Origin of the sequence: Pantoea sp. F_5 (assembly GCF_008631595.1) — a bacterium.
Lineage (GTDB): Bacteria > Pseudomonadota > Gammaproteobacteria > Enterobacterales > Enterobacteriaceae > Pantoea > Pantoea gossypiicola.
Window position 1 is genome coordinate 19,715 of sequence record NZ_VWUO01000029.1, and the last position, 10,920, is coordinate 30,634.

The window sequence follows — 10,920 nt, forward strand, 5'->3', positions numbered from 1 at the left end:
GGGCTGGTTAAACTTAATTCATTCACGTGGAATTTCTCTTATGACCTCACCTTCATTTTACTCTCAGGCAGGTAACTTCATCAGTTCTGTTCAGGGCGGTGTGGATCCCCGCACTGGTCTGTTTAATCTCAGCCTGCCGCTGGCAAACATCCACTCTGGCTGGCTGACCGGTCCCGTACTGGCTCTGTCGTTGCAGTATTCCCCGCTGTCGTCAGTGAATGAGGGATTTGGGACAGGTTTTACTCTGAATCTGACCCGTTATGACACGGATACCGGGAAGCTGTTACTTTCCACCGGTGAGGAGTACCGCGTCAGCAATAGCGGGGACACGGTGAAGCAGAAAAAACTCAAAAATTTCATTTTTGAGAAAAAAGGCGAGGGCACCTGCCGGGTTATCCACAAGTCCGGTCTTGTCGAAACCCTTTCACTTATCGGGACTGTGTATGTTCCCACCCGAATAACAGCTCCTGACGGTCGCGGCCTGGAGCTAGTGTGGAATGCGGCATATAAGCCAGCCCGGCTGGCCCGAGTGACGGAGGATGATGGCGCTATACTGTGCTCCGTGACATATCCGGATGAGTCCGTTGCCACCACTCAGTTCTCCCTGCTGCCGTATGACGGGAATGCCGGGTACAGCACCGTATTTAAATTCACCAATGAACTTCTGGTCCGGGTGACCAGCCACGCTGATGCCCCGGCACTGGTCTGGACGTTTGACTACAATGCCGTGGGGCCGCAAAAGAATTACCGCACCCTTACCGGACTGACCTCACCGACCGGGCTGACGGAAAAGGTAGCATATTATAGCGACAATGGTATGGCATTCCCGGACATTGCCGGTTTACCTGCGCTGCCCTGTGTGTATCAGCATACCCTCATACCCGGCGGGGGACAGCCTGAAAGTATCACGCGATGGACCTGGACTCAGAAAAACTATCTCGGCAACGAGGCTGGTCTGAACCAGTGGCAACCGGACACTGACGGCATGCTCAATATCCTGCTCAGTGACTATCAGTATGGCTCCACGGCAGAACGGATAGATACCGATGGCAGGTCCGTACTCAGTAAAGTAACCCGTCGCTACAACAGCTACCATCTGCAGGTCTCAGAAACCACAGTCAGAGACGGAAAAACGTATTCACAGACGACAGAATACCATGCGAAGCCTGGTGTGGCTTTTAATGACCAGCCGGTGCAGTTCGCCCTGCCCGTTTCGCACACTGAATCCTGGGAGGATACTTCTGGCGCATCCCCCCGCACACGCGTCACACTCACCGAGTTTGATGAGGCGGGCAATCCTTTATATCAGGAGACACCGGACGGTACCGTCACGAAATATGAATATTACCCGGCTAACGGCGAAGGTAATAATTGCCCGGCAGACCCGTATGGTTTTATCCGCTGGCTGAAAAGCCGGACAGTTACTCCCCGACAGGTTAAGGGGGATGAACCTGTTATCCGCATGGTCAGCACCTGGAGAAAACTGAATGCGCTCAGCGGAGAAGGTTACACCGTGGTGGCTGATTCGGTCACTCAGACGACCGGAAACGCCCGCACAGTGGTTACCCGTGAGTATTATGACGATATCAGCGATACGCTGACGTATGCCCGCGAGAAGACGCGGAACACGGTTCTCACACCTGACGTGTCAGAAGATAAGTCCTTCTCCAGCTCCCGAGCTTTTACATATGGAGCGGGGACGGGCATATCCGGCCTCAGACAGACCGACACCTTCACCGGTCATGACACTCTGACGGCGGCCCGTGCCACCATCCGGCACGCGCATACGGGACTGCTTCTCTCTGAAAAGGATGTGCAGGACGTCACGATAACGCATTCGTATGATAAGGCCAGGCGTCCGCTGAGCCGGACAATCGCGCCGGATACGGATTATGAGAACACCACGACCTGGTCTTATGTCATTGAAGATGACGGCCCTGTGACCAAGGTAACCGATGCTTCCGGTAACCAGCAGAAAACGCATGTTGATGGTGCCGGCCGACGTATCCGGCAGCAGCGTCTGGATATGGATGACACGCAGCAGTGGTTTGATGTGTCATCACGGGTACATAATCCCCTGGGGGAAGTGGCTTCCGGAACCGGCAGTGACTGGCATACCGGCGCGGGAGAACAGTATTCGCTTGATATGACCGCCTCGTATGATGGCTGGGGAACGGCTTCCCTGCTGGCATTCACTGACGGCATACAGCATGTGCACAATACCGACCCTGTGGGGCTGACGCGCACCACCCACATTCAGGGGGAAAATGACGGCGAAGCCCTGCGGGGCGTCACGCTGATAACGTCATATGATGAGCGCAGCTGGTTTCCCCTGACGGAGAGTCGCCGTGGCATCGCCGGGGAGAGACTGACCCGAACCCTTGAGTGGGACGGTCTTGGCCGTCTGCGTGGAGAAACGGATGAGGCCGGACATAAAACAGAATGGACGTACGATGCCTTCGGACGAGTGCTGAAGCAGACCCTGCCTGACGGCAGTACCGTAACGCGGACCTATGCCCCGCACCTGACCGGTAACCAGGTTGCCAGTATCAGCGTCACGGGAAAAAACAGGAGCGCCGAAGTGCGGACCTGGCACATGGGGACGCAGACGTTCGACAGCCTGGGGCGGGTGACTGAACGCGTCAGTGGCGGCCGTATGACAACGTACGCTTATGAGGGGGCCTCCCCGATGCCGGCATCGGTGACAGAGCCGTCGGGAAAAACACTGACGTACACGTACATTCCTGAGCTGGGCAACAGACTAAGCAGTCTGACCTCGGACGACGTGACGCAGACTTTCAGTTACGACAGACTCACCGGAGACCTGCTGACGGCGAAAGAGGGCAGTACGCAGAACGGTAATACCTGGACACCTTCCGGCAGTCTGAAAGCAGAATCTTTCACGCAGGCAAACACCATGCGTACCAGTGCTTATACCCATACGCTGGCAGGAGGAGTGGTCACGTATACGGACATTACCGGTAAAAAAACGACGTATGAACGGGACTTGTTCGGGCGGGTGGTGGGCATCAGTGATGACGCGCTGACGGTCAGCCTGACGTATGATGCACTGGGGCGCCTGAGTTCGCAGACGGTGACGGACACAGGTGCAAAAGCCTCCCTGACCACCGCCCTGAAATATGATGATTTTGGTCGGGAAATCACCCGGACCGTGACCGACAGCACCGGCGTTACACTGGCCATCGCACAGACCTGGACGGAGAACGACCTGCTGGCCAGTCGCTCCACACAACAGAACGGTAACTCTGTCAGGGAAGAAAAATACACCTACGATACCCGCAACCGGCTGGTTAAGTATGAAGCGAGTGGCAGCAGCCTGCCCGTGGATGCAGATGGTCATGAGATGACGTTGCAGCGATATGAGTATGATGCCCTGAATAATCTGTATGGCATGGAAACGAGATATCCGGATGATACTAACGATTACTGGGCAACGTATTTTTATGACAATCCGGATGACCCGACGCAGCTAACATCGGTGTCATCCAATATGCATCCGCAAGCACTGGTGCTGGAATATGACGCAGACGGCCGCATGACACACGACGAAGCGGGGCGTACGCTGGGTTATGATGTCACAGGAAGACTGGTCAGCGTCAACGGAGATGATATCAGCGGCGGAAGTTACGGCTATGATGCCCTGAATCGTCTGGTCAGCCAGAACGTCAGTGAGGGCGATACCCGCCAGCTGTTTTACCGTGCAGGCGAACTGATTAACGAGGTACAGGTACAGCAGGTCCGGGAAACGCGCCTGATAAAAGCCGGGCACACCTGTCTGGGCGTGAGCGACGGCAGCACGCTGACCCTGACAGCAGGCGACCACCATGACAGCCTCTTGTGGTCCCGTGGTACAGAGCAGAAGGAAGGAACACAGCACGTCTGGTCACCTTACGGTAACGGAAGCCCCACAGACGGACTGCCGGGCTTTAACGGTGAGCGCACCGACCCGGTGAGCGGGACCTACCACCTGGGTAACGGTTATCGTGCCTATAATCCGGTGCTGATGCGTTTCAACTGCCCGGACAGTCTGAGCCCTTTCGGGGCCGGGGGCATTAATCCGTACGCGTACTGCGCGGGCGACCCGGTGAACCATACTGACCCGTCCGGGCATATCAGCTGGCAGGGCATACTGGGTATCGTGACCGGCGCGCTGGGGCTGGCGTTCTCGATATTCACGGCCGGAGCATCCATTGCGGCGGCAGGCGGCGTGATGGCGGCGGTGGGGGCAGCATCCACAACATCCCTGGTCGTGGGCGGACTGGGTGTGGTGGCAGATGTCACAGCCATAGCCAGCGGGGCTGAGGAGGATCATAACCCGCGTGCATCGGCCATACTGGGCTGGGTGTCCATGGCCTTCGGGCTGGCTGGATTGAGTTTGGGGGGGGGGCAGAGTATAAGATGGTTGCTCAGGAGAGAAGGACAAGATGCACATTCGTTGCCATTACCACATCGTGCACAGGCCTTCTCCGTTATGGCTGCGTTTGATGATGAAAATAATATTATATACCGTGCTGATAGTGGTCTGATACACAATTTCAGGGGAAGCAATGAACCATTACTGATAGTACATGGCTCTGAGGATGGTGAACGTTTCATCTATACAAGAACCATCGGTGTTGAATTTTCTGAGCAATCAGATGCCTACTTTTTTGAAGTTCAACAGGCAAAAGTAGGTCCTCAACAATTAGTTGAGTTACTCAGGGAGAATCACGGGATAGACCTGTGTTCTGTTAAGGGAGTGTTGAATCTTTTGTCGTGTGGGAGCGGTGGAGATTACGGTACGGCGCAACAGCTTGCCAGTATTATTGGCCGACCAGTTCGGGCTTGGGGAGACCGATACACAACTCTTTCTGTTGGTGATATTAATGATTTATTTTGGGGAAGGGATACAACTATTAGTGCCGTGAATTTTGATGGAACTGAAACCATTGCAGACAGCAGGATCTACTATCCAATAAACAGAAGTATAAGGCGAATAAGTAATGTATCTTTAAATGAAGGCACCTTCGGAATGAGGGTTTGAGGTCCAACCAGACACTGTTGCAAAAAGAGGCGATAAACTTATTGCCTCCTTTTGATGTCCATGGCCGGTGATCACTTTGTTCGCTTCAGAAAGGTAAGTCTGCCAAAGCAGACACGCGCGAATGCCGATGCGCTGATGGCCACGCCGGACCAGATAAGGGGTCTGAAGGCCAATGAAACGAAAAGATACGTATCAGGGTTTTTTACACGATTGGCCCTCAAACCCCAATTATAGATAACATCTGTACCGCAGCGGATATCTTCAGCTGACCGGAAGAACGGTATTTACTAACTACAGTAGATGCCTGGCACAAAGGAGTGAATGATTTATGGGAATGTTTGACACGGTAGAGTTCCGCAACCAGATGCCGAACGGCAAAACGGAACATGACTACCAGACTAAGGATTTGGACTGCAGATGCGACTTTTACAAGATATCCTCATGCGGGCGTCTGATGCGCCAGCATGAGAATGGCGAATGGGTTGACACCGGTTTTGACGGGGTGTTGACCATGACCACCAGTGCCAGCCCCTTCCACGCGCTCCACGCCCACAGGGCCAGCGGCCCGTAGCGTAACGGCGTTTCAGGTCCGGCAGCACCGGCTAGCCCGGCAAGTAAAATACCCGCCAGCGCGCTGCGCTCATAAATGCACATGACCCAAGGTTAGATCTCTTCTATATGTTGGGCAATATCCCGCAGCCACTCTGCCAGCATTTCTCTGTCCATCTTTCTCCGCTCCGGTTTTTTACAGTCAGCATCAACATACCACACCAGGAAAAGTGAAGTCTTCGTGGATGGTTAAAAGGTAACCATCCTCGTCAGGCTTGCTGTCATCCGTGCTGGAAGCGACCTGCGCAGAATACCCTCACTTTATACACAGGATTGCCCACCAAAATTGTGGACAGTCACGATAAAAATAACGATGTCGCTGCGCTCCTCATTCATACCGCTCTGCTGTGAACGCCGTGCCGCTACTGTAGCCTGGCCGCTGTGCAGAAAAGGGAGGCCTCGCCACCATCCTCACCCGGTCACAGTGATTTCAAAATGCATTTTCCGCTGTCTTCCCGTCGTTCTCCGGCTCAATTTTCGCCGTCAAACCGTCCAGTCAGCGTCTGCTTTTATCTGTGCTGCGGCTTGCGGTGGCGCCCTTGCCTGCTCCGCTTTTCGCCCGGCTGTCGTATCGGCACGGCGTAACTGGCGCCGCATTTAAATAAGGAGAATGATTATTTCCCGTCTGATTTTGGGTGACTGTGTGCAGGTAATGACTGGCATTCCTGAGAAGGCTGTCGATTTCATACTGACTGACCCGCCATACCTCGTTGGTTTTCGTGACCGTCAGGGCCGCACCATTGCCGGTGATAAAACGGATGAATCGCTGCAACCTGCCTGTCATGAGATGTACCGCGTGCTGAAAAAAGACGCGCTGATGGTGAGTTTCTACGGCTGGAACTGCGTCGATCGCTTTATGGCCGCCTGGAAACAGGCCGGATTCAGCGTTGTTGGCCACCTGGTGTTTACCAAAACCTACACATCGAAGTCCGCCTATGTGGGCTACCGCCATGAATGTGCCTACCTGCTGGCAAAGGCCGCCCACGTCTGCCGCAGAACCCGCTGCCGAACGTGCTGGGCTGGAAATACAGCGGCAACCGGCACCACCTGACCGAAAAACCCGTACCCTGACGGTGCTGAGCCGGACCTGTTGCCGCGTGCCGAGGTTCTGGCCGCGCGAATTTTTCCCGCTGTTCTACGCGGTGCACCTGGCCGTCATCGGACTGATGGTGATGTGATATCTGCCGTGTCAGAATAGGGTCAGTCAGGGGAATACACGTGAAACAGATTTATCCGGAGGCAGGATGAAAGTGCAGGGGCGCCCCACGCTGACGCTGCGCCATAAGACGGAGCCAGAAGGTCAGCGTGCCGTAAACAACAGTGAACCGGACAGTGCGGGACCGGGCCTGGTCACGCGTAAAAAGACCGTGGTGGTGAACACGACTCCTGCCTGGAAGGTCAGGAAGCAGGCGGTGGATGAGAGCGCGAAAAAGGCGCAGGCGGACGAGAAGGCCGTCAGAAAAGCAGAGAAAGCCCGGCTGTGGGCAGTGCAACAGGCGCAGGAGCGCGAGGCCATGCGGGCGGCCAGGCGCAAGCCTGCACCTGAGCCGGTTTACCGGAAGGTTATGCCGCTGACGGACGCGCTCGTGCTCCTGGAGCGTTGCTGGCCGGCCCTCGTTACGGACGGCCAGCCGCAGCTCCTGGCGGTCAACATCCGGGAGGCGATGGTCAATGACATTCGCCGGCGCGGGCTGGAGGTTTCCGTGAAGACGCTGAAACGCTGCCTTGCCGCAGTCACCCGCTCGGATGCGTATCTGGGCGCCATGACGGTGGGCGCGTGGCGTAAAAACCTTGCCGGTGAACCGGTCGCACCGGTGAGCGAGGAGGAGGCGGCATATGCGGTGGAGCGCAGGGCTCAGGAGCATGCTAAACGACAGCGCAGGGCGGCCAGGGAAGCACCCGTACACGATACGAACTGATAACTGCAGAGAAGAGAAAAACACAGGATGAACATGAATAAAACCCTTTCAGTCATGCTTGCCGCTGGCCTTCTGGTCTCCGGTGTGGCGGGGGCAGCAGAGAAACCTGCCGCTGCCTTTACCCCGGAGCAGGAAGCCCGCATTGGTGAAATCGCGAAAGACTACCTGCTGGCTCATCCGGAAGTGCTGGTTGAGGTCAGCCAGAAGCTGCAGGCTCAACAGCAGGAGAAGCAGCAGCAGGCGATGACGGCCGCCGTAGTTCAGAATCAGGCAGCGCTGCTGAACGATAAAGGCACACCATCATATGGTCCTGCTGATGCGAAAGTGACGGTCGTTGAATTCTTTGATTACCAGTGCATCTACTGTGCCCGCCTGGCGCCGGAACTGGAGAAAGTGATAAAAGCTAACCCGGACGTGCGCTTTGTGTTCAAGGAATTCCCGATATTTGGCCAGCGCTGGCCGGCGTCGCTCAGTGCGGCGAAAACCGGGCTTCAGATCTGGAAGCAGAAGGGGGCCGATGCTTACCTTAACTATCACAACGCGATTTACGCCACCGGCCACAACGAGGGTAAGCTGACCGATGCTGATATCAGCGCGGCCGCAAAAGCCGTGAAGTTCGATGCGAAAACAGCCCCAGATGTTCAGGGAACCCTGGATGGCATAAACACACTTGCGCAGCAGCTGGGCTTCAGCGGTACCCCAGCCCTGGTGGTTCTCCCGTCAGCCGGCGCCAGTGCTGATAACGTGACGGTTATCCCTGGATACACCAGCGCGGAGGCCCTGCAGCAGGCCATCAGTCATGCTGCCCATGCTGCCGGCGATACCAAAAAATAATCAGGCGTCCGCCACCTGATACCGCTAAAAGAGACTGACGCCTTCGCCGTGCTCAGTTGTCCAACCCCGGAGAAGGGCAAAAGCAAGTTTTCCCCGTCTCCGGCGTTTCTGGTTAGCACATCCGAACAGTATTTCTGAGGTTATTTAATGCGTAAGTTCACCTTTCGCCAGCTGGCCGTGTCCGGTCTGGTATGCCTTTCGCTGAGCTGTATTCAGCCCGCAGCAGCGGCACCCTCCGTTCAGGTCGGCTTTTCACCTGAAGGCAGCGCGTTGCAGCTGGTCCTTAAGACGATTGAGTCAGCACAGCAGGAAATTCGGCTGATGGGCTACTCATTTACGTCTCCGGAAGTGGTTAGTGCGCTTGTCAGAGCAAAACGCCGGGGTGTGGACGTAAGAATAGTGCTCGATGAAAAGGATAACCGGAGTAAAGCCAGCCAGGCGGCGATGAACATCGCGGTAAACGCTGGAATTCCGCTGCGCACCAACGGTCGCTACGCCATCATGCATGACAAAGTCATTATTGTTGATAATCATACAGTTGAGTCAGGTAGCTATAACTTCAGTTATATTGCTTAAATAGCCGGAGCTTCATATTGCGGCCTTGTCTGATTTTAGCCCCTTACCAAGTGGGCATGTCAGAATCGCCGATATACTTATAATCCAGTCTGAAGGGTCAGGTTGGTTTAGACGATCAGGAAAAACCGACTGCGAATAAAGTCATGTGATGAACTTCACATTTATCATCATCTGCGCTCATATTATTCAACCTGTAATCAACCACTGGCGTTTTTCTGTATCCATCACAACCATTTCCGGTAAGGGTAAAAAGGAATTTGAACCTTTCACGGAGATGATAATGAAGGTCAAAGCATGGACAGTTTTGCCGATGTTGGCGTATCTGACGTCCTGTGCCGCCCCTGGCACAGAAAAATATCAGACCAGCATGGACAGCGTTACGGCAGAAAAAGTAAGCCGGATTATCCAGTCGGATGTCATCCCTTATAAAGACGAAAACCATGGAGAAGTTATCAGCCGTGTGTCGTCTGCTTTTCTCGGAACACCTTATCAGGCGGATACGCTCATCGGCGGGCCCGGCACACCCGAAGTCCTTGTCGCGAATTTTAACGGAGTGGACTGCTTTACCCTGGCTGATTACGTTGAGGCCCTGGCCCGTAGCGATGATCAGAAATCGTTTCTGCATAATCTAGCCAGGACCCGCTACACTGCGGGCAATGTTGATTATCTCAGCCGCCGGCACTTCTTCTCTGACTGGTTCGCCACAGCGCCGGGCAATGCACGGGATGTAACACCGGATATCAGCCCTGATTATGTCGTTGTTGACAAGCAACTTAACCGTAAGCCTGATGGCGGCGAGTACATTCCTGGTCTGGGCATCCATCCTCGCAAAATAAATTACATTCCTGGAAAAGCCCTCAACCAGCAGGCCATGGACAACCTGAAAAACGGAGATTATATCGGCGTCTATTCTCCGCTTGACGGGCTGGACGTTTCACATGTGGGTATCGTAGTTCGCTACGATGGACAGGTGTGGTTCAGGAACGCTTCCTCACTTGCCGCAAACAGAAAAGTGGTGGACTCTCCGTTTATGGAGTACATGCACTCCAAACCGGGCATCGTTGTGCTGCGGGCTGAATGATAAAGTGATTACCGGAGTCGCCTGCTGATAATAGCCGTCTGGCACAGGTATTGAAACCCCATGTTCAATAGGGCTGGGAGGCGATTATCATGTTAGTTTTCACCGTTCTGAGCCGTACGCCTGAACTGGCGAAAATGGCAGAGCGGCTTGGCATTATTGACGGGCAGCCCTTTCTCATCGGGGAAGATGGGACATTTGACCGTGATGTGAATGCCTTTTTGCGATCGCTGGTCGATCCATCAAGGCCGGGTCGGAATACCTGGCGTACCTATGCCTACCATCTTGCCCGCTTTCTGTGCTGGCTCGCACAGCAGGAAATTGCCTGGCGTGCCGTCGACTGCAGCGTCCTGCGCCTCTACTACACGCAGAGGCGATTCAGCCAGAAGCGCCCCGTCTCAGCCCGTACGTGGAACAATATTGCCGCTGCGCTGACGCGGTTCTATGAGTGGGCCGCCATGACGGGGGAGATAGCGAAAAGTCCCGTAGCGTATCGCGACATCAGAGCGGGTCGCATGACGGCTGCCCCGGGCACACAACGGGTCCGGTCAGCTATCATGGAGTCAGTCTCAGCCCGCCCGGTTCGTTACCTTCCACTGAAAGTTTACCTTGCTCAGTTCAGGCCTGCTTTTAGCGATACGCGCACATCAGAGCGGGATCGCGCCTTCGCCGATCTACAGATTTCAACGGGTATGCGCATTAATGAGGCAAACAGCCTGCTTCTGGGGGACCTGCCCGATGCTGTGGAGGGTGTTGTCATTGATGACCCCCGGAGCCAGTATATCTTTGAATATCTGAAGGCTGCTCTTAATGCTATCGATAAGGGCGTAAAACTGCGGGGGCTTTCTTACTGGTCTGCC

5 protein-coding genes and 4 pseudogenes are annotated in these 10,920 nt (G+C 54.9%); 8 read left to right on the forward strand and 1 reads right to left on the reverse strand.

The window, feature by feature from the left end; translation table 11 throughout:
* The first annotated feature begins 40 nt into the window (after positions 1-40).
* Positions 41-5,044, forward strand: a complete 5,004-nt coding sequence (locus F3I44_RS22740; RefSeq protein WP_150015919.1) for an RHS repeat-associated core domain-containing protein — start codon at positions 41-43, stop codon at positions 5,042-5,044.
* A gap of 519 nt (positions 5,045-5,563) precedes the next feature.
* On the opposite strand, the pseudogene F3I44_RS22745 reads toward F3I44_RS22740, so the two are convergent.
* Positions 5,564-5,707: pseudogene (locus F3I44_RS22745) on the reverse strand (disulfide bond formation protein B); the annotation flags it as partial.
* Positions 5,708-6,269: 562 nt separating this feature from the next.
* Here F3I44_RS22745 and F3I44_RS22750 point away from each other — a divergent pair.
* The 7 genes and pseudogenes from F3I44_RS22750 to F3I44_RS22780 form a co-directional block, all read left to right on the forward strand.
* A pseudogene (locus F3I44_RS22750) lies at positions 6,270-6,718 on the forward strand (DNA methyltransferase); the annotation flags it as partial.
* Positions 6,718-6,831: pseudogene (locus F3I44_RS24385) on the forward strand (TraX family protein); the annotation flags it as partial. The pseudogenes F3I44_RS22750 and F3I44_RS24385, both read left to right, overlap by 1 nt.
* Before the next feature lie 66 nt (positions 6,832-6,897).
* Positions 6,898-7,572 (forward strand): fertility inhibition protein FinO, encoded by a 675-nt coding sequence (locus F3I44_RS22760; RefSeq protein ID WP_223811738.1) that lies wholly within the window; start codon positions 6,898-6,900, stop codon positions 7,570-7,572.
* A gap of 33 nt (positions 7,573-7,605) precedes the next feature.
* Positions 7,606-8,406 carry a DsbA family protein gene (locus F3I44_RS22765; RefSeq protein ID WP_150016060.1) on the forward strand — a complete coding sequence of 267 codons (801 nt, stop codon included), beginning with the start codon at positions 7,606-7,608 and terminating at the stop codon, positions 8,404-8,406.
* A gap of 147 nt (positions 8,407-8,553) precedes the next feature.
* Positions 8,554-8,970: pseudogene (locus F3I44_RS22770) on the forward strand (phospholipase D family protein); the annotation flags it as partial.
* A 286-nt stretch (positions 8,971-9,256) separates the two neighbouring features.
* Positions 9,257-10,063 (forward strand): DUF1460 domain-containing protein, encoded by an 807-nt coding sequence (locus F3I44_RS22775; RefSeq protein ID WP_150016061.1) that lies wholly within the window; start codon positions 9,257-9,259, stop codon positions 10,061-10,063.
* An 89-nt stretch (positions 10,064-10,152) separates the two neighbouring features.
* The coding region (locus F3I44_RS22780; protein ID WP_190286036.1) for a site-specific integrase at positions 10,153-10,920 on the forward strand (768 nt) is incomplete at its 3' end.